The organism is Nocardia colli, assembly GCF_008704205.1.
Classification (GTDB): Bacteria; Actinomycetota; Actinomycetes; order Mycobacteriales; family Mycobacteriaceae; genus Nocardia; species Nocardia colli.
Window position 1 is genome coordinate 180874 of sequence record NZ_VXLC01000015.1, and the last position, 18653, is coordinate 199526.

At 67.3% G+C, this 18653-nt stretch carries 18 protein-coding genes; 15 read left to right on the top strand and 3 right to left on the bottom strand.

What is annotated here, in order from left to right; genetic code table 11:
- Window positions 1–80: 80 nt before the first annotated feature.
- Complete coding sequence (locus tag F3087_RS27945) at window positions 81–503, bottom strand: hypothetical protein (protein WP_396897589.1); 423 nt, start codon at window positions 501–503, stop codon at window positions 81–83.
- A 271-nt stretch (window positions 504–774) separates the two neighbouring features.
- Between F3087_RS27945 and F3087_RS27950 the strand changes: the two genes are divergently transcribed.
- Window positions 775–1740, top strand: a complete 966-nt coding sequence (locus F3087_RS27950) for an Acg family FMN-binding oxidoreductase (protein WP_150405030.1) — start codon at window positions 775–777, stop codon at window positions 1738–1740.
- A gap of 485 nt (window positions 1741–2225) precedes the next feature.
- Here the strand turns inward: F3087_RS27950 and F3087_RS27955 are convergent, their stop codons facing one another.
- Window positions 2226–3458 (bottom strand): ROK family transcriptional regulator, encoded by a 1233-nt coding sequence (locus F3087_RS27955; RefSeq protein ID WP_150405031.1) that lies wholly within the window; start codon window positions 3456–3458, stop codon window positions 2226–2228.
- A 143-nt stretch (window positions 3459–3601) separates the two neighbouring features.
- On the opposite strand from F3087_RS27955, the gene F3087_RS27960 reads away from it, so the two are divergent.
- From F3087_RS27960 to F3087_RS28010, 11 genes are all read left to right on the top strand, one after another.
- Window positions 3602–4651 (top strand): substrate-binding domain-containing protein, encoded by a 1050-nt coding sequence (locus tag F3087_RS27960; RefSeq protein ID WP_150405032.1) that lies wholly within the window; start codon window positions 3602–3604, stop codon window positions 4649–4651.
- The gene (locus F3087_RS27965) at window positions 4642–6165 is read left to right on the top strand and encodes a sugar ABC transporter ATP-binding protein (RefSeq protein WP_150405033.1); all 1524 of its coding nucleotides are present in this window, start codon (window positions 4642–4644) and stop codon (window positions 6163–6165) included. The genes F3087_RS27960 and F3087_RS27965 overlap by 10 nt, the downstream gene beginning before the upstream one ends.
- Window positions 6162–7220 (top strand): ABC transporter permease, encoded by a 1059-nt coding sequence (locus F3087_RS27970; RefSeq protein ID WP_150405034.1) that lies wholly within the window; start codon window positions 6162–6164, stop codon window positions 7218–7220. The genes F3087_RS27965 and F3087_RS27970 overlap by 4 nt, the downstream gene beginning before the upstream one ends.
- Window positions 7221–7275: 55 nt before the next feature.
- Window positions 7276–8172, top strand: coding sequence for an SMP-30/gluconolactonase/LRE family protein (locus F3087_RS27975; RefSeq protein WP_150405035.1), 897 nt, complete (start codon window positions 7276–7278; stop codon window positions 8170–8172).
- Entirely contained in the window at window positions 8165–8776 is a 612-nt protein-coding gene (locus F3087_RS27980) for a bifunctional 4-hydroxy-2-oxoglutarate aldolase/2-dehydro-3-deoxy-phosphogluconate aldolase (protein ID WP_150405036.1), read from the top strand. Before F3087_RS27975 ends, F3087_RS27980 begins: the two co-directional genes overlap by 8 nt.
- Before the next feature lie 72 nt (window positions 8777–8848).
- The gene (locus F3087_RS27985) at window positions 8849–9793 is read left to right on the top strand and encodes a sugar kinase (protein WP_150405037.1); all 945 of its coding nucleotides are present in this window, start codon (window positions 8849–8851) and stop codon (window positions 9791–9793) included.
- 17 nt (window positions 9794–9810) lie between these two features.
- The gene (locus F3087_RS27990; RefSeq protein ID WP_150405038.1) at window positions 9811–10566 is read left to right on the top strand and encodes an SDR family NAD(P)-dependent oxidoreductase; all 756 of its coding nucleotides are present in this window, start codon (window positions 9811–9813) and stop codon (window positions 10564–10566) included.
- Window positions 10563–11708, top strand: a complete 1146-nt coding sequence (dgoD, locus tag F3087_RS27995) for a galactonate dehydratase (RefSeq protein ID WP_150405039.1) — start codon at window positions 10563–10565, stop codon at window positions 11706–11708. The genes F3087_RS27990 and dgoD overlap by 4 nt, the downstream gene beginning before the upstream one ends.
- A gap of 502 nt (window positions 11709–12210) precedes the next feature.
- Window positions 12211–13065: an alpha/beta fold hydrolase gene (locus tag F3087_RS28000; RefSeq protein WP_150405040.1), complete on the top strand. Its 855-nt coding sequence runs from the start codon at window positions 12211–12213 to the stop codon at window positions 13063–13065.
- Between the two features lie 237 nt (window positions 13066–13302).
- A complete protein-coding gene (locus tag F3087_RS28005) occupies window positions 13303–14766 on the top strand; it encodes an MDR family MFS transporter (protein ID WP_150405041.1) in 1464 nt (487 codons plus the stop codon).
- Between the two features lie 195 nt (window positions 14767–14961).
- Window positions 14962–16503 (top strand): M28 family metallopeptidase, encoded by a 1542-nt coding sequence (locus F3087_RS28010; RefSeq protein WP_150405042.1) that lies wholly within the window; start codon window positions 14962–14964, stop codon window positions 16501–16503.
- 75 nt (window positions 16504–16578) lie between these two features.
- Here F3087_RS28010 and F3087_RS28015 read toward each other — a convergent pair whose 3' ends face one another.
- On the bottom strand, window positions 16579–16830 hold the full coding sequence (locus tag F3087_RS28015) for a hypothetical protein (RefSeq protein WP_150405043.1): 252 nt from the start codon (window positions 16828–16830) through the stop codon (window positions 16579–16581).
- A gap of 93 nt (window positions 16831–16923) precedes the next feature.
- Between F3087_RS28015 and F3087_RS28020 the strand changes: the two genes are divergently transcribed.
- The 3 genes from F3087_RS28020 to crcB (F3087_RS28030) all read left to right on the top strand — a co-directional run bounded on the left by F3087_RS28020 (window position 16924) and on the right by crcB (F3087_RS28030) (window position 18347).
- On the top strand, window positions 16924–17310 hold the full coding sequence (locus F3087_RS28020) for a sporulation protein (RefSeq protein ID WP_150405044.1): 387 nt from the start codon (window positions 16924–16926) through the stop codon (window positions 17308–17310).
- A gap of 186 nt (window positions 17311–17496) precedes the next feature.
- Entirely contained in the window at window positions 17497–17985 is a 489-nt protein-coding gene (gene crcB, locus F3087_RS28025; RefSeq protein WP_150405045.1) for a fluoride efflux transporter CrcB, read from the top strand.
- A complete protein-coding gene (gene crcB / locus F3087_RS28030; RefSeq protein WP_150405046.1) occupies window positions 17985–18347 on the top strand; it encodes a fluoride efflux transporter CrcB in 363 nt (120 codons plus the stop codon). Before crcB (F3087_RS28025) ends, crcB (F3087_RS28030) begins: the two co-directional genes overlap by 1 nt.
- Window positions 18348–18653 lie beyond the last annotated feature (306 nt).

Sequence of the window (18653 nt, forward strand, 5' to 3'; positions counted from 1 at the left end):
GCACACGAATCTTATTGACCAACAGTAGCTTTGAGCAGGGAACGCCGCCGCATCCTTCAACGATCCGGCGGCGTCCGCCTCTACGGCACGTAGAGCGTCGCGAAACCAGGCGTGACCGTCGCGGAACTCGGCGAACTGACCATGAAGACAACCTGTCCGGCGCCGGTGTTCACCGATGCCTGCGCCGGGATCCCGTTCAGGCCGTCGGACAGGCGGGTGGCTCCGGTCGCGCCGGTCGAAAGGTTGACCCACTGCACGGGCGCGGTGAGCATGCACCCCCAGCCGCCCGGCTTACCGCCCGTGATCACCACGACGCCGGGCTGGTCGCCGACCACCGCCACGCACTGGATAGCGGGCGCATCGAAACTGCCGTTCGGATTTCCGAACGGGGCGGGGGCGATCTGAAACGGAACTGTCACCGCCGCGGTAGCGACACCGGCGGCCGATAACCCTGACGCAATACCGAGCATTGCGCCGAAACCGAGCTTACGAGCGAAAGTCAGCACAGCGATCTCCTGGAACGTTGGCGAAACCCGACCCGAACGCCGCCGAGCATATCCCCTCGCCGCTCGGTTCCGGACCGTGTTTCCAGCGCGAGCGACGGGCGGTACTACGGCGGTGGACGGCAGGGCTACGGCCGTGACGTGACGTATGACTCGATGACAGACTGCCGATTCGTAGTGAGACTGGATGGCGGTGTCGATCGTGAACGGCCTGCTCAGCCGTGGTGGTGCGGCACCGAATTATCTCGATCGGAAGGATGGTCTTGAGCTCATGGCATCGTCGCCGAGCATGGACACGGTCAAGATCGCCCTGGAGATGGCGGTCCGCGCCCCGTCGATCCACAACACCCAGCCGTGGCGATGGCGGATCCGCGACCATGCGATCGAACTGTGGGCCGACCCGCAACGCCATCTCGTCGCCTCCGATCCCGGACAGGGCAAGCTGATCGTGAGTTGCGGTGCGGCGCTGCATCATCTGCGCATCGCCCTGGCCGTCCTCGGCTGGTCCGCGACCGTGACGCACCTGCCCGACCCCGATGAGCCGAATCATCTCGCCACCGTCGAGACCACACCGCACGAGCCGACCCAGGCCGACATCGAACTCGGCGCCGCGCTGCTACAGCGCCACACCGACCGCCGCGGTTACCGTTCATTGGAGATTCCACCCGGGTATCTGCGGACGATCTCGGCCGGTGCTGCCAAGTTCGGCGCGGTAGTCCGCCATGTCCCGGAAAGCCTGCGCTTGCGGCTGGTGCAACCGTTTCAGGATGCCGTCACCCGCCACGCCGACGACCGCGACTACCAACGCGAACTCGCCACCTGGAGCGGACAGCGCCGGACGGCCGACGGCGTGCCCGGCGCCAACGTCCCGCACCCCCATCTCGTCGATCAGATTCCCGCCCGCGTCTTCGCCGGCGCCGAACTGATCGACCGCCACACCGACCCCGACGCCGCCGAATGGTTCGTCATCTGCACACCCCACGACGACCGCCGCTCCCAGCTCCGAGCCGGCGAAACCACCAGCGCCCTCCTCCTGGAAGCCACCCGCCTCGGCCTATCCACCTGCCTCCAAACCGAACCCCTCGGCCTCCCCGAACTCCGCGACGACATCCGCTCAACCGTCCTCTACGACTGCGCCTTCCCCCAGTCCATGATCCGAATCGGCTGGATACCAACAGATTCCGCACCACTGGCCCCGACTCCTCGTCGCCCGATCGAAGATACGATCGATCTGTAGTCGGAGGCTTCGGCGCGTAACCCGCTGCTATTCATTGATGTTCATGCTGTGAACACCAACAGCATGCTGTCGCACCACTACCAACTTCTCCCATTAGTGCATCGCCGACTCGCGAACTGAGGCGTGTCGTGAAAGCATCTGTGCCAGTTGACTATCGGATTGCCGGATAGTCGCGCGCCGAGAATTCGAGGAATCAAGATGCTCTTGTGGGCGACCGTCGGAACTGCAGCGCTCATTGTGCTGTTGCTACTCGGCGCTGCAGCGCGAGCCATGGATCCGCAGAGCCGGGCGGATCGGCGGCGGCGTCCGAACTCCGACTCGCGCATGTCGGCTGCGCAACGGCAGTGGCCGCAGTCGAGGCGCTAGTGCCACCTAGGCCGAGTTGACTCGGCGGATCGAACCCGGTCGGCGACCGTATTGTGGGACATGTTCGGCTCCAACGAGATTCGCGCTGCTCGGGATATGGTCCAGTGCCGCCGATGGCATCAGGGTGTCGGGGTCCGCAATGCGCGGCGGGCGGCGATCGAGCCGAAGGTTTCCCGGTCGGCCAGGAAACCCTCGAGGGCGAAGGTGGCGGCGCCGAGGCTGGCGGGGTTGTGGGGGAGGGTGGACAGTTGCAGGGTTACCGCGGCGAAGGGGTCGGTCATGGCGTGGCGAGCGGCTACGCGGCGGGTCACGTCGAGGAGCCGGGCGCCGAGGTGGTCGGCGATCAGGTCGCCGAAGACGATGGTTCGCGGGTTGAAGAGGTTCACCAGGTTGGCCACCGTCACACCCAGGTATTGACCGGTCTTGTCGATGACCTCCAGCGCTACGGCGTCACCACCGTCGGCGGCCTTGGCGATGGCCGCAATGGTGACGGCGTCGTCGACGTCGAGCAGCGGGCTGGACGGCGCGAGTTCGCGCAGGGTGCGCACGATGCCGGGCGCGCTGACATACGCCTCGACGCAACCCATTCGCCCGCAACGACATTCACGTCCATCGAGCACCAGGTTGGTGTGTCCCCATTCGCCCGCACTGTTGGTGACGCCGCGGTAGAGCATCCCCTCGACGACCACGCCGATGCCGACACCGGCGCGAAGCGTGACGACGATCAGATCGTCCACATCACGCCCGGCGCCGAACCAAAGATGCGCCGCCGTGCTGGCTTTGAGCGGATTGTCGAGGTACAGCGGATAGGAAAGGTGCTGCTCGAGCATCTGTGACAGCGGCACGTCGTGCCAGTGCCAGTACGGCGAGAACACCGAGACGCCACCGATGGGATCGACGAGCCCGGGCACGCTCAGCCCGACGCCGAGCACCTTGTCCGCATCCCCGGCGGCCAGCTCGCCGATGCCGCGGGTGATCAGCGCGACGACATCGTCGGGGTCGGTGGCCGCCGGGTCGACCGGAATCTCGACCGACCGCTGCACCGTCATCGCCATGTCGAAAAGGTCGAAGTGGATGGCGGTTTCGGCGATATCGACCCCGACCAGCCTGCCGCGATCGGGATTGATCGCGAGCTGGGCGCGCGGCCGGCCGATGCCCGGCGCGTCGTAACCGAGCTCGGCGAGCACGCCCACGTCCAGCAGTTCCGAGATCATGTTGCCGACCGTGGCGAACGACAAACCGGTCGCTCGAGCGATCTCTTGCCGGCTGATATGACCGACGGCGGCATACACCGCCTGCAGTACGCCGAACCTGTTGCGGCGTCGGATGTCGCGCGCGGTCAGCTGATACACGGGTCGGGACCTCCTCGTCCGCTGGTGGTCGCAAACATACCGAACCACTTCCGCCAACAGTATTTACAACAGTTATCTGAAGTCTTACTGTAACCGGCATCACTACACGACGCGAGTAGGCGTCAGATCACCGAGGAGTGCCCATGTCCTGGACCCATCGACGACGTTGGACCAGTGCCGTTCTGTGCGGGGTGTCGCTGGCCCTGGCCGCGACCGCCTGCTCATCGGGCAAGGAGGCCGACTCGGCCGCCAACGGACCACAGCATCAGACGGGCGCGGTCAGCCTGGTCTACGCGCAGAAACAGGGCGACCAGGAGTACTTCATCGGTGAGGCCGAGGGCGCCAAGGCGAAGGCCAAGGAACTCGGTATCGATCTCAAGGTCGTGAACCTGGGCAATGACGCGAACAAGGCGGTCACCGAGGTCAACAACGCGATCAATCAGAAGGCCAGCGGCGTGATCGTCGTGGTGCCGGACCCGTCGGTCGGCCCGCAGGTCGCCCAGCTCACCAAGACCGGCGGCGTCGCCCTGCTGACCTCGGACGACCAGGTCTGTACGACCGGCCCCGACCCGTCGAAATGCGCCAAGGACCAACTGGTTCCGCGCGTCGGCTTCAGCGGAACCCAGATGGGCACCGAGGTCGGCCGCCGGGCGGGCGAGGACTTCAAGAAGGCCGGCTGGAAGCCGGAGGAAACCGCGATCGTCGACGCCTGGAAGCAGGACGTGACGGTCTGCACCGACCGGGTCGAGGCGAACAAGAAGGCCTTCCGCGAGGCGGCCGGCGTGGACGTCAAGGTGATCGATGTCGGCACCGACAACACCCCGTCCGACGCGCAGAACAAGATCTCCGCGACGGTCGCGGGCAACCGATCGGTCAAGAACTGGATCGTCATGGGCTGCAACGACGAGAACGTCAGCGGTGGCGTCGCCGCCATCCAGAACTCCGGCTACGCCGCGGACAACGTGCTCGGTGTCGGCCTCGGCGCCTACCTGGCCTGCAAGGAATGGCGCGGCGGCAAGCCCACCGGTTTCAAGGCGGCACTGTTCATCAACGGTAAGGACGTCGGCGCCCTCGCGGTGCAGACGATCTACGACTACCTGAAGAACGGCAAGGCCATGCCCGCCGAGGCGTTCGCACCGACCACGATGGTCGACTCCGGCAGCTGGCAGCAGGCAGGCGTCACATGCAGCTGACCGGCCTGCGCGCCACCGGCCTCAGCAAGAGTTTCGCCGGGGTGCCCGCCCTGCGCGACGTGAGCCTGGACTTCCCGGCCGGCGCGGTGACCGCGCTCATGGGCGAGAACGGCGCGGGCAAATCCACCCTGATCAGGATCCTCGGCGGCGATCACCGCCCGGACACCGGTCGGCTCGAGCTCGACGGTGTCGCGCTCGAACCGGCCACCCCGGCCGACGCCCGCGCGGCCGGCATCCGGGTGATCGGCCAGGAACCGGAGATCGTGCCGCACGTCTCGGTCGCCGAGAACGTCTACCTCGGCGCGCTGCCGCGCCGCGCGGGTCGCCTGCTCGACCGCGCGGCACTGCACGAGCGGATGCGCACCGACCTGGCCCGGCTCGGCTTCGATCGCGACCTCGATCCGGACACCGTCGGATCGAAACTGACTGCCGCGCAACGACAGCTGGTCGAGATCATGCGGGCGCTCACCACCGACGCCAAGGTGATCGCCTTCGACGAGCCGACGTCCTCGCTGTCCGACCACGAAACCGAATCGCTGTTCGCGTTGATCGGCCGGCTGCGGGAGCGGGGCCTGGCGGTGATCTACGTGTCGCATCGGATGCGGGAGATCTTCCAGCTCGCCGATCGGGTCGCGGTCCTGCGCGACGGCGCGCTGGTCGGGGTGCGCGCGACCGCGGATACCGACGATCAAGAGATCGTCCGCATGATGGTCGGCCGCGACCTGTCCACGCTGTTCACCCGCGGGCCGAGCACGCCGGGCCGGGTTGTCCTCGGTGTCGACGCGGTCACCACCGACGACGTGCAGGACGTGAGCCTCCAGGTACGGGCCGGTGAAGTGGTCGCGCTGGCCGGACTGGTCGGCGCGGGCCGCTCCGAACTGGCGGGCGCGCTGGCCGGCGATCACCCGATCCGCTCCGGCACGGTGCGCGTCGACGGCAAGCAACTGCGGTTGCGTCAACCACGGGACGCGGTGCGGGCCGGCATCGGCTACGCGCCGGAAGAGCGCAAAGCCCAAGCCCTGCTGCTGCATCGCGGTGTGCGCGACAACATTTCGCTGGCCATGCTCGACCACCTGCGGCGGTTGCGCTTCGTCAAAGCGGGCGAGGAACGTCGGCTCGCCCAGCACTACGTCGACTCGTTGCGGGTGCGCACGCCCTCGATCGAACAGGAGGTGCGCAAACTCTCCGGCGGCAACCAGCAGAAAGTGGTGCTGGCCCGCTGGCTGGCCCGCAAACCCAAGGTGCTGATCCTGGACGAGCCGACCCGCGGCGTCGACGTCGGCGCGAAGGCCGAGATCTACCGAATCATCGAGGAATTGGCCGAAGCCGGGGTGGCGGTGCTGGTGATCTCCTCGGAACTACCCGAAGTGCTCGGCCTGGCCGACCGGATCGTCGTCATGCAGCACGGGCGCGTCACCGGCGAACTGGACCGCAGCGCAGCCAGCGAGGAGGCCATCCTCGCGCTGGCCATGGCCGCAGACCTGACGTCGAACACATCTCGAGGGAACCAATGACCGAGCAACAACTCGAATTGCCGCCGCCGGTGGCCACCGCCACACCGGCGCCCGCGCTGTCCCGCTATACCGCCGCGCTCACTCCGCGGCGACTGCTGCACGCGATCGGCCCGGGAAATCTCAGCCTGATCGGCGCGCTCGTGGTCATCGTCGCGATCTTCGGCTCGCTCAACGACGGCTACCTCGATCCGGCGAACCTGGCCGGAATCGGTGACGCGGTCACGGTATTCGGCCTGCTGGCCGTCGTGCAGACCGTGGTGATCATCTGCGGTGCGCTCGACATCTCGGTCGGCTCGCAAGCAGGCGTCGCCTCGGTGATCAGCGCGATGGCGTTCACCGCGACCTCGGGCAACGCCTTCCTGGGCATCCTCGCCGCGGTCGGCATCGGCGTGCTGCTCGGCCTGGTGAACGGGCTGATCATCGTCTACGGGCGGGTGAACCCGGTGATCGCGACGCTGGCCACGCTGGCCGCGTACAAGGGGCTGGCCCAACTGATCTCGGGCGGCAAGGCGCAAGGCTTCGTCCTGGACAACGACCTGTTCATCTTCCTGGCGCGCGGCAAGATCATCGGGCTGCCTGTTCCGGTGATTATTCTCGCGATCGTCGCGCTGGCCGTGCACGTGCTGCTGAAGTACACCGATATCGGTCGCAATATCTATGCCATCGGCGGAAACGACACCGCCGCACGGCTTTCCGGCATCAACATCAACAAGTATCTGATCGCGGTGTTCGTGCTCGCCGGTGTGGTGGCCGCGATCGCGGGCATCATCCTGACCGCACGCACCGGGTCGGGGCAGCCGGTCTCCGGCAGTGAAGGTCTGGAGCTGAAGGCCATCACCGCGGCGGCGCTCGGTGGGTGTGCGCTCAAGGGCGGTAAGGGGACGGTCGGCGGCACGCTGCTGGCGGTCGTGCTGCTCGGTGCTCTGGACAACGGGCTGAATGTCGTTGGCGTCAATACATTTTGGCAGAACGTCGCGCAGGGGTCATTGCTGGTTGCCGCAGTGGTCATTCAGCAGCGACGCAGCGGGGAACGTGCGGTCGGATTGCCGACCTGATGCGGAACCCGCACCGCCGCAGCCCATTTGACCTCCACTATCTCAGGAGCGAACCATGATCACCTTGCGCGCGCATCCGTGCGCTCCGCCGCCCGGGGTGCTGTGTGAAAGCCCGGTGTGGGACAGCAGGACCCAGGAACTGGTGTGGGTCGACATCCGCGGCGGTCACATCCATCGCGCGGTACTGGACGGACCCGACCTCGCCCTTCGATCGACGATCAGCTTGGCGCCGCCGGTCAGCGCGGTCGTGCCCTGTGCGTCCGGCGGTCTGGTCGCGACCGTGGGCGACACCGTCTATCGAATCGCCGACGACGGCGCCGCCACACCGATCGCCGCAATACCGTTGCCGGCGGACGGGATTCGGCGCCGTCTGAACGACGCGAAGGCCGACCCGCATGGACGCCTGCTCGCGGGCACCATGTCCGAAGACGGCGTCGAGGGGAGCGCCGCCCTGTACCGGCTCGACCCGGACGGTGCGCTGACCACCCTCCGCGACGGCGTCACCATCTCCAACGGACTCGACTGGAGCCCGGACGGCACCGTCCTCTACTACGCGGACAGCCCGACGAAACGAGTGGACGCCTTCGACTACGACATCGCCACCGGCACGTTCAGCGGTGGCCGGACCTTCGCGCGATTCTTCGGCGGCGACCCCGACGGCCTGACCGTCGACGGGGAAGGCTGGGTGTGGGTAGCGGTCTGGGGCGCCGGACAGGTGCACGGATTCGACCCCGCCGGGCATCGGCGCGTGATCATCGAGGTCGGCCCGTCGCAGGTGTCCAGCTGCGTATTCGCCGGGCCGGACCTGAGCGTCCTGGTGATCACCACCGCCGCCGAAGGCCGGGGCGCCGCAGAACCCGACGCCGGCCGGCTGTTCACCTGTATCCCGGGCGCCGTCGGCTTACCCGGAACCGCTTACGCCGATGCGGGGTTGGTGCGCAGCGATGGCTGACGACCTCTTGCAATTGAGTACACCGGTCATCGCGATCCTGCGCGCCCCGACCGCGTCCCGATTCGCCGAAGTCACCGCCGTGCTGCACGAATCCGGCATCACCGCAGTCGAATTCACGCTCACGAGCGACGGCGCCTTGGACGCGCTGCGGGACTGCGCGGGATTCGACCATCCGATCGGCGTCGGCACCGTCCGCACCGCCGACGACGCGAACCGCGCGGTCGACGCCGGCGCCGCCTACCTGATCACCCCGATCGTCAGCGACGACGTCATCGAACAAGGACTCCGGCTGGGCGTTCCGGTGATCTCAGGCGCGTTCACCCCCACCGAGATTCACCGCGCCTGGTCGGCCGGCAGCACCATGATCAAGGTCTTCCCCGCCTCGGTCGGCGGCCCGGATTACCTCCGCGCCATCCGCGCACCCCTGCCCGATATTCCTTTGGTGCCCACCGGGGGCGTTGCCCTCCAGGACGCCAAGGCCTACATGGACGCGGGTGCCACCGCTCTCGGGATCGGTTCCCCGCTCATCGGCGACGCCTGCACCGGCGGCGACCTCGACGCCCTCCGCGAACGCGTGGCGTTACTGCGCGAGGAGTTGTCATGAACGAGCGGCAGCCGGCCATCACCGAGGTGCGGTCGTGACCGGCAGCGCGCCGGTCGTGCGGGACGGATTGTCATGAGGGGCAAGCTGGTAACGCTCGGCGAGGCCATCGGAGTCGTGGCGGCCACCGATCCGGGGCCGTTGACTTCGGGTGCGGCGATGCGGATGGATTTCGCGGGTGCCGAAGCGACGGTTGCGATCGGGGTCAGTCGGTTAGGGCACGACAGCGCGTGGGTGGGCAGTGTCGGGGACGACGCGGTCGGCACGATGGTGCTGGATCGACTACGGGCCGAGCGAGTCGATGTGTCCCGCTGCCGAATTGATCCGGAGCTGCCGAGCGGTTTGATGCTGCGCGAGCGGCGGACCGCGGACCGGATCCGGGTCACCTACTACCGGCGAGGTCTCGCAGGTTCCAAGCTGTCGGTAGCCGAGGTCGACAAGGAGCAGATCGCGGCGGCGGGCGTCCTGCATCTGACCGGAATCACCCCGGCACTCAGCCAGACCGCGCGCGACGCAGTCCACGCCGCCTTGGACGCGGCCGTCGATGCCGGTGTCCTCGTGTCACTGGACATCAACTACCGCAGCGCCCTCTGGTCCCGATCCGAGGCCGCCGCGGAGCTGGCGAAACTGGTGTCGCGGTCCGACATCGTCTTCGCCGGCACCGACGAAGCCGCGCTCCTGGTGCCCACCGCGAGCCCGGCGGCAATGGCCGAATCTCTTGCCGCACTGGGCCCGTCACAGGTCGTACTGAAGCTCGGCGCCGATGGTGCGCTCGCACTGCACCGCGGCCGCCAGATCAGGCAACCGGTGCTCCCGGTGACCATGGTCGATCCGGTAGGGGCGGGTGACGCGTTCGTCGCCGGCTACCTCGCGGGCGTCCTCGACGGCGGCCCGGTCCGGCACAACCTGCGGTTGGCCGCGACCTGCGGCGCATTCGCGGTATCGGTACCCGGCGATTGGGCCGGCCTGCCGTTCCGCCGCGAACTCGACTTGCTCACCGGCACAGACATTCAACGTTGACCACGAAGGGAAGAGCATTGAGTCGCCTGTCAGACCGAGTCGCGGTCGTCACCGGTGCGGCATCGGGCATCGGGGCCGCCACGGCCCAGCGCCTCGCCGAAGAGGGGGCCTCGGTCGTCGTCGCCGATATCGCCGAAACCGGGGGAGCGGAGGTGGCCGCGAAGATCCGCGCGGCGGGGCATCGCGCCGAATTCGTCCGCTGCGACGTCTCGCGCGAAGAGTCGTGGGCGGAGCTGCGGGACCGGGTCAACGAACTGTTCGGCCCACTGGATGCGCTGTGCAGCAACGCCTCCAAGCAGGCCACCATCCCCGCGCACGAGCTGACCCGCCCGCAGTGGGACGAAGGTCTGGCGGTCAACCTGACGCCGCTGTTCCTCGGTGTGCGCACCTTCATCGACGATCTGCAATCCCGCAAGGGCAACGTGGTCGCCATCTCCAGCGTGCACGCCCAGTTCGGCCTGCCCGGGTACCCGGTGTACGCCGCCGCGAAGGGTGGTTTGACCGCCCTGGTCCGGCAACTCGCCGTGGAATACGGCGGGTCCCGCGTGCGATTCAACGCCATCCTGCCCGGCCCAGTTCTCACGCCGGTCTGGGACGACGTCGACGAGGACGGCCGACGAATGTCGGCCCGCGCCACCGCCCTCGACCGATTGGGCAAACCCGAGGAGGTCGCCGCCGCGGTCGCCTTCCTCGCCTCCGACGACGCCTCGTTCATCACCGGCGCGAACCTGGTCGTCGACGGCGGCTGGAGCGTACGAAAGGAGTCCCGGTGAAGATCACCGCACTGACCACCTACCTGGTCGCGCCGCGCTGGTGTTTCCTGCGCATCGACACCGACGAGGGCATCACCGGCTGGGGCGAACCGGTGATCGAGGGCCGCGCGCACACCGTCGCCGCCGCCGTCGGCGAACTGGCCGACTACCTCATCGGCAAGGACCCGATGAGCATCGAAGCGCACTGGCAGGTGCTCACCAAGGGCGGCTTCTATCGCGGCGGTCCGATCCTGTCCAGCGCGGTCGCCGGCATCGACCAAGCCCTCTGGGACATCACCGGCAAGGCCCTCGGCGTACCCGTCTGGCAGTTGCTCGGCGGCGCGGTCCGCGACCGGATCCGGGTGTACAGCTGGATCGGCGGCGACCGCCCCGACGACGTCGCCCAAGCCGCGCTCGAACGAAAACAGCAGGGCTTCACCGCGATCAAGATGAACGGCTCGGCCGAACTCGAATTGATCGACACACCACGCGCGACCACCGCCATCGTCGATCGCGTCGCCGCCGTACGCGAAGCCACCGGCGACGACTTCGACATCGCCGTCGACTTCCACGGCCGCCTCTCCGTCGCGATGGCGCGGCGAGTGCTGCCCCTGCTCGAGCCGTACCTGCCCTTCTTCGTCGAAGAGCCGCTGGTGCCCGAGGTGAGCGACCGGATCGGCGAGATCACCCGCGCGACCAGCATTCCCATCGCCACCGGCGAACGACTGTTCTCCCGGTGGGACTTCCACGCGGTGATCGACCAGGGCATCGCGGTCGTGCAGCCGGATCTCTCGCACGCGGGCGGCATCTCCGAGGTCCGCCGGATAGCGGCTCTCGCCGAGAGCCGCGACGTGGCGATCGCGCCGCACTGCCCGCTCGGTCCGATCGCGCTGGCCGCCTGCCTGCAGGTCGGTTTCGCCACCCCCAACCTGCTCATCCAGGAACAAAGCCTCGGCATCCACTACAACACCGGATCCGACCTACTCGACTACCTCGTAGACCCCACCGTCTTTGCTTACCGCGACGGCTATGTCGACCTATTGAACGCGCCAGGTCTCGGAATCGAGATCGACGAGAAGGCGGTGGCCCGAGCCGCCGAACTGGGCCATCGCTGGCGAAATCCGATCTGGTACCGCAAGGACGGTTCCTTCGCCGAATGGTGAATCACCCTGCCGGTGCGGTTGCCGGCCCGTAACAACGGAGAAACTGCCGTGGTCGCTTACATTCTGATTTCCGCCCTCCGACTCGCCGCACCCCCGGCCGAGCGGATGTACGAACCCGACGAGCACACCGTGATCGACGACCGTGCACAGGATGCGCGCGTCGACGACGACCCCGCAGCGCGGGTGGACGACGCGGCGCAGGTGCGTCCAGCGGCACTTGCGCCTCCACCGCGGGTGATCACGCCACTACAACGTGACCCACATCCACCCAGAGATATCCCGGCCGGGGGAGCCGGCAGCCCGCCCCGCAAGCAACGATTGAGAATCGTGCCGGACCCTGCGCGGCAGGTGAACCGGGGTGGTCCTCGGGAGCAGAAACGTGCCTAGCGGCCCACGACACTCGACCTGACGCCTCCGGCCGAAGCACGCTCAGGCGTAACGTTCGCTGTGCGTGCCTTCACCATCGGACGCACAGGTACCTCGGACGAACGGAGGACGCCGAGTGGACGTCGAGACCCGCGACATACCAACGCGATTGGGGACTCTCCACGTCCAGATCACCGGCACCGGCGACCCCATCCTCCTGTGGCCGAGCCTGTTGCTGGACCACACCCTGTGGCAAGCCCAAGTCGACCATTTCGCCCCGCGATTCACCACCATCGCCCTCGACCCACCCGGCCACGGCGCCAGCACTCCGCTCACCCGAACCTTCACCTTCGACGAATGCGCCACCTGCATCGCACAGATCCTCGACGAACTCGGCTTCGATCGCGCCCACATCATCGGCAACTCCTGGGGCGCGATGATCGGCGCGACCTTCGCCGCGCGCTATCCCGATCGCGTGTCCACCGCCGTCCTGATGAACGGCACCGCCTCACCCGCCCCGCGACGCCAACGCCTCGAATACGCCGCGCTGCTGGCCATCGCACGAGTGCTGCGCGGCATCCGCCCGCCCCTCACCCGCTCGGTCGTCTCCGCGTTCCTCGGCCCGACCTCGCGCCGAACCCGGCCGGAGGTGGTCGAGACCATGCTGCACGTAGCGCGCGCCAACAACGTCGCATCCGTGACTCCGGCAATCCGCAGCGTGGTTTCGCAACGACCGGATCAACGCCGGCTGCTCGGCGAGATCCGCACCCCCACCCTCGTCGTAGCGGGTCGTGAGGACGCGACTTTCCCACCCGCCGAGGTCGAGGAGATGGCGCGCTGCATCCCCGACGCCGAGTTCGTTCTGCTCGACGGCGCAGCCCATCTCGTCGCCCTGGAAGTCCCGGACACCGTCAACACGCTGATCGACGACTTCCTGACCCGGCAGCCACCCTCCAGCCACCCGTCGAATCCGCTGCATCCAGCGGAGTGATCCGGCTCACGATTCGATCTTGGGCAATCCGAGAAAATCCCGCTGAACAGCAGTGATGTCGCAGATAGCACGCATATATCCAGGAAAACCCGGTGATTTGTGTCAGTCCCACCCGGTTAACTGATGGTCGCCCGATGAGTTCGAGCACCCGAGTCCGTCTCATTCATTGTGGCGCCGGGACCTCGACCCTCCAGGGGCCACACGTGCAACTGTCAACCATCTGCCCGGAGGTATCCGATGTCCGCCCACGTATCCGCTCCCACCAAGGGAGGACGGACACCGCTCGTAATCCGGGTACTGGTACTCGCAACGTTCGTGGTGATCCTGAACGAGACCATCATGATCAACGCGATCCCGCGGCTCATGGCGGATCTCGACGTCACCGAGCGGGCCGCGCAGTGGGTCTCCACCGCGTTCATGCTCACCATGGCCGCCATCATTCCCACCACCGGCTGGTTCCTGCAACGGGTTTCGACCCGGCAGGCCTACGCGTCGGCGATGGGAATCTTCCTGGCCGGCACCGCGCTCTCGGCCATCGCGCCGACCTTCGAGGTGCTGCTGCTCGGTCGGATCGTGCAGGCCGGCGGCACCGCGGTGATGATGCCGCTGCTGATGACCACGCTGATGACCGTTGTCCCCGAACAGGATCGCGGCCGGGTGATGGGCAACGTCACCCTCGCCATTTCGGTGGCGCCCGCGATGGGTCCGGTGATCTCCGGATTGGTGCTGCAGGTCGGTTCGTGGCGTTGGCTTTTCGTGCTCGTGCTGCCGATCACCGCCGTGGTGGCCTGGCTGGGTCTGCGTCAGCTGGAGAACGTCGGTGAGCCGCAGGTCGGCGCGATCGACTGGGCCAGCGTGTTCCTCGCCGCGCTCGGCTTCGGCGGACTGGTGTTCGGGCTCAGCCGATTCGAGGTCGACAACCTGACCAGCCCGGCGCTGATCGTCGCCGCGGGCGTCGCGCTGATCGCCGGGTTCGTGTTCCGTCAGCTGAGCCTGCAGCGCTCCGGCACCCCGCTGCTGGATCTGCGCGTCCTGCTGGCCGGCACCTACACCAAGGCGCTGGTGCTGATGTCGGTCGCGTTCATGGCGATGCTCGGATCGATGATCCTGCTGCCGCTGTACCTGCAGAACCTGCGTGGTCTGAGCCCGCTGGCGACCGGCCTGCTGGTGATGCCGGGCGGTTTGGCGATGGGCCTGCTCGGACCGACCATCGGCCGGCTGTTCGACCGGTTCGGCGGACGGTTGCTGGTGATTCCCGGGTCGATCGGCATCGCCGCGTCGCTCGCCGGGTTCACCCTGATCTCGCTGACCATGCCGTACTGGCAGCTGCTGGCCCTGCACATCCTGCTGATGGTGTCGCTGGCCGCGACCTTCACCCCGGTCTTCACCCTCGGCCTCGGTGCGCTGCCGCAGCACCTGTACTCGCACGGCAGCTCGATGCTCGGCACCCTGCAGCAGGTCGCCGCGGCGTTCGGCACCGCGCTGGTGGTGACCGTGATGTCGGCCCGCAGCACCTCGCTGGTCGAGGACGGCGTCGACGCGGTCACCGCGCACCTGGACGGCATGCGGCTGGCGTTCCTCGTGTCCGCTGTTCTGGCGCTGGTCGTGATCGTAGCCGCGGTGCTGCTGCCGAACCGTGCTGCCGCACATGAAGATTCCGACGAGATCGAATCCACGACGCCCGAATTGATCAAGGGCTGAGGGTAATTCGACCCGACGAAACCCCCGGCTGCCTGCGCAGGCCGGGGGTTTCGTCGTTCACCGATCACCTGCTTCGGCCGCCGGATAACGCACCCACACAACCGTTTTCCCCACTTGGACTGGGGTTTCACTAAGCGGACATACCGGCTTAACCTCCGACCATCGGGATTTGTCCGTCCCTTTGGAGGAGCCCACATGCCCCACATCTTCCGCCGTGCCAAGGCTTATCGCGTTGTCGCGGTAGCCGCCGCTCTGCCGCTCGCTCTCTCGCTCACGCTGGCCGGGATTTCGCACGCCGATCCAGGCGCGCCACCCGAGCGGCAATTGGCCGAATCGGTCCAGGCGCCCAATATCAAACGGCATCTACAAGAGTTCCAGAAGATCGCCGATGCCAACGGCGGCACCCGCGCTTCCGGCACCCCGGGTTTCGACAAATCCAGCGATTACGTGGCCGGCAAGCTCCGCGGCGCGGGCTACCAGGTGACGGTGCAGAAGTTCGACTTCCCGTTCTTCCGGGAGAAGTCGACCGCGGCAATGTCCCAGGTCTCACCCGACGCCAAGGTCTACAAGCCGACCGCGCCGGGCAGCAGTGAACTCGGCGACTTCGTCACCCTGACCTACTCGGGTTCGGGGAATGTGCAGGGAACCGTCCAGGCGGTCGATCTGACGCTGCCGCCGGCTCCGGTGCCGAGCTCGACCTCCGGCTGTGAGGCCGAGGACTTCGCCGGCTTCACCGCGGGCAATATCGCCCTGATCCAGCGCGGCACCTGCCCGTTCGCCGACAAGGCGCGCAATGCCCAGACGGCGGGCGCGTCGGCCGTGATCATCTTCAACGAGGGTCAGCCCGGCCGTACCGACGCCTTCGCCGGAACCCTTGGCGGGCCCGGCTTCACGGTGCCGGTGGTCGGTGCGAGCTTCGCCGTCGGCGAGGATCTCGCGTCCCCGGCCAACACGGTGGTCAAGCTCAAGACCGATACCGAGAGCACGACCCGCACCACCAACAACATTGTCGCGGAGACCAAACGCGGCAACGCGGACAAGGTCGTGATGGCCGGAGCGCATCTCGACTCCGTGCTCGCCGGTCCCGGCATCAACGACAACGGTTCCGGCAGTGCGGGATTGCTCGAGGTCGCATTACAGCTGGCCAAGGTGCCGCCGAAGAACAAGGTCCGCTTCGCCTGGTGGGGAGCCGAAGAGCTCGGCCTGCTCGGTTCCGAGCACTACGTCGCGAACCTGCCCGAGGCAGACCGCAACAAGATCGCGCTGTACGCCAACTACGACATGATCGCGTCGCCCAACTACGCGTACATGATCTATGACGGCAGTGGGGGACCGGCCGGTTCCGCCGAGATCGAGAAGAACCTGGCCAAGTACTTCGACTTCCTCCGCCTCCCGCACGTCCCGACCGCGCTCGACGGGCGCTCCGACTACGGGCCGTTCATGACGGTCGGCATTCCGGTCGGCGGCCTGTTCACCGGCGCGGAGGGCATCAAGACGCCCGAGCAGCAGAAGATGTTCGGCGGTGAAGCGGGCAAGCCGTATGACGCCTGCTACCACAGCGCCTGCGACACGACCAAGAACATCAACGAGAAAGCGCTGGCCGTGAACACCGGCGCCATCGCCTACTCGGTCGCGACGTTCGCGTTCAGCGACAACCCGCCGAATCGCACGGTCGGGGCGAAATCTGTTCCCGCGCAAGGAAAGACCATGACCCAGCACGGTGGACTCGCCTTGTAAGTCTGGAAACAAGGCAGAACGCAACCCGGCGGCACATCACCGCCGGGTTGCGTTCTGTCGTGGCCCGGTTCGTCTCTAGGCGGTCGCGACAGCCGCTTCGGCGATGCGACGCATGCGGTCCACGACTGCGGGGCGGTCGGGAAAGACCGTCGCTTCCCAGTGTTCGAGCACGTCGAACAGCTCGATCTCGACGCCGTGCAGGGGGCGGGCTTCGGCGATGAGCCACACCGCGGTGGTGAACTCGGACCGGAACTCCAAGACCGAGGTCATCCCCTGGAGGAACTCCAGCGCGGCAGCTTTGATCCGATGGTCGACCGGCTCGTCCATCGCGTGATCATTTCACCTCGCCCGCACGATCCGCTGGACGCTGGCCGCTAGCCTCGAATCGAATGTTCTCGACGGCTACGGAGGTGCACGACCATGCAGGAATCGACGGACCCGATTCCCCTGACCGCAGGGCGCGCCGGTGACGACGTCGCCGCGCTCACCCGGGACCAGATCACGGACCTGGTCGGTGGACGAGCCGGTGCGGCAATGGTTTTCGGTGAACCGGTCACGGCCGACGGCATCACCCTCGTGCCGGTGGCGCGCGCGGGTATCGGATTCGGCGGTATCGAGGGCAGCATCGGCGGAGGCACGGACATCCGTCCGGTGGGTTACATCGAAATCAGTCACGGCGTGGCGCGCTATCGGCCGATTCGCGATATCTGGGGCCGGGTCGTCGTGCCGCTGGCGGCGATGGCCGCCGGTGTCGCCGCGCCGTGGGTGCTCCGATCCGTGCGCAAGCTCCGCGACATTCGCAAGTAGACGCGCCCCGCAACCTGCTGTCCCTGCCCCCGCACGCATCCCGCGTTGACACGACATATAATGGTTGCCGCGGCGGTGGGGCTCGCCGCTCCGGACATCGGATTCGGAACAACCGCGGGCATCGCCGGCCAACAGTCCCTACCCCATCACTCCGCTTTCGGGCGGCCCATGGAGTAGGAGACAGCCGTGCCCATCGACCCGCGTACACCCTTTCTCGTCGATCCAGACGTCGACCTGCACAGCCCTGACCAGCGCTGCGAGCTCGGGGATACCCACGGCGCGATCCTGGCCGTCATCGCGGCCGGCGGTGCGCTCGGGGCGTTGGCGCGCTACGGGCTCACCCTCGCCTGGCCCGCACCGCCGGGCGGATTCCCGTGGGCGGTGTTCACGATCAACGTAGCGGGGAGTTTCCTACTCGGCCTGCTGATGGTCGTCATCACCGAAATCCGCCCGGCCCATCCATTGGTCCGCCCGTTCCTCGGCGTCGGTGTACTCGGCGGATTCACCACCTTCTCCACCTACGCCAACGACATCAGGGCACTACTCGACCCGGACACAGTCCTGATCGCCGCCCTCTACCTGGTCGGAACGCTGATCGCGGCCTTGGTCGCCACCACCCTCGCCCAGATACTCGTCCGCGCCGTAGTCCGCCGCACTCAGGTCGAGGTGGCGTGATGAACGCACTGCTGGTCGTCGCCGGCGCCGTCCTCGGCGCACCCTTGCGCTACCTGCTCGACCGCACCGTCCAATCCCGCCACGACAGCCATTTCCCTTGGGGCACACTGGCCGTCAACATCACCGGCTGCCTGATCCTCGGCGCGGTAACCGGTGCAGCCCTCTCCGCCCCCTGGATGCTGTTGGCCGGCACCGGATTCTGCGGCGCCTTCACCACCTACAGCACCTTCAGCTACGAAACCGTCCGCCTAGCCGAACAACGCGCCTACCGCCACGCCCTCCTCAACGCCGCAGCAAGCATCGCCGCCGGTCTAGCCGCAGCCGTAATCGGCTACACCATCGCCCACACCCTCCACGGCTGAGCCGGCACCCGTTCGCCGCACACTCCGCTCGCGAACGGGACCTCATGGCGGTCGTACTCGCGAGTCGGCGCGGCCATGTCCCGTTTGCGATGGGTGGGGGCGGCGAAGGGGACGTGCCCAAACCGGAGAATCCGGGGTGACAACGCAGCCGCCCAATACGATCTCGCCTTGCTCTGCCAGCTCGAAGGAGCGGGCACTGGGGTAGCCGTATGCGATCCGCGTCATCACCGCGTCGCATGACGGACACAGCGGCCGCTCAGCGCTCTGTTCTGTCATGCCAACACTCTCGCACCGGCCTCGACCGTC